At 70.5% G+C, this 569-nt stretch carries 1 protein-coding gene; it reads right to left on the reverse strand.

The genetic code is table 11. The annotated features are described in order from the left end of the window. Positions 1-386: 386 nt before the first annotated feature. The coding region (locus TSB10P1A_RS23550; RefSeq protein ID WP_208987050.1) for a hypothetical protein at positions 387-569 on the reverse strand (183 nt) is incomplete at its 5' end.

Genomic DNA, 569 nt, shown 5'->3' on the forward strand with positions numbered 1-569 from the left:
GGAGTAGGTCGGGCGGACGCTTGAGCGTCAGCCTGAAACGGAGGCACAGCCCCGCATCCTCTCGGCCGTCACCCCGAGAAAGAAGCACGGTCTCGCATCCTCTCGGCCGTCACCGAAGCAAGTCCACGGCCCCTCATCCCCACGGCCGTCACCCCGGCCGCGCGCAGCGCAGAGCCGGGGGCCATTGGCTTCCAGAGCGGCGGCGGTAACTCGCTAACCTCTCCCCGCGTCATCCCGCACGAAGCGCAGCGAAGATGCGGGATCGGAGAGCCGAGGGCCTCACGAGGGCACTCCCGAACGACGCCACCCCCGCCGTGGCTCCCCGGTCCCGGATCTTCGGCCTTCGGCCTCGTCCGGGAGGACGCAAGGAGAGGGTGGAGCGAATGTCAGCTGCAGGCGGGATGCCGGACGGGAGACGCCACTCCACCCTTGCCGAGGGTGCCAATGGGTCCCGGCTCTCCGGCTTCGCCTGCGGCCGGGATGACCTCCGAGACGGAGGCGGTGCCTTGCATCCCCACCGCCGTCACCCCGAGAAAGTGGCCCGACCCCGCATCCTCTCGGCCGTCACC

Source organism: Stappia sp. TSB10P1A (assembly GCF_900185725.1).
Classification (GTDB): domain Bacteria; phylum Pseudomonadota; class Alphaproteobacteria; order Rhizobiales; family Stappiaceae; genus Stappia.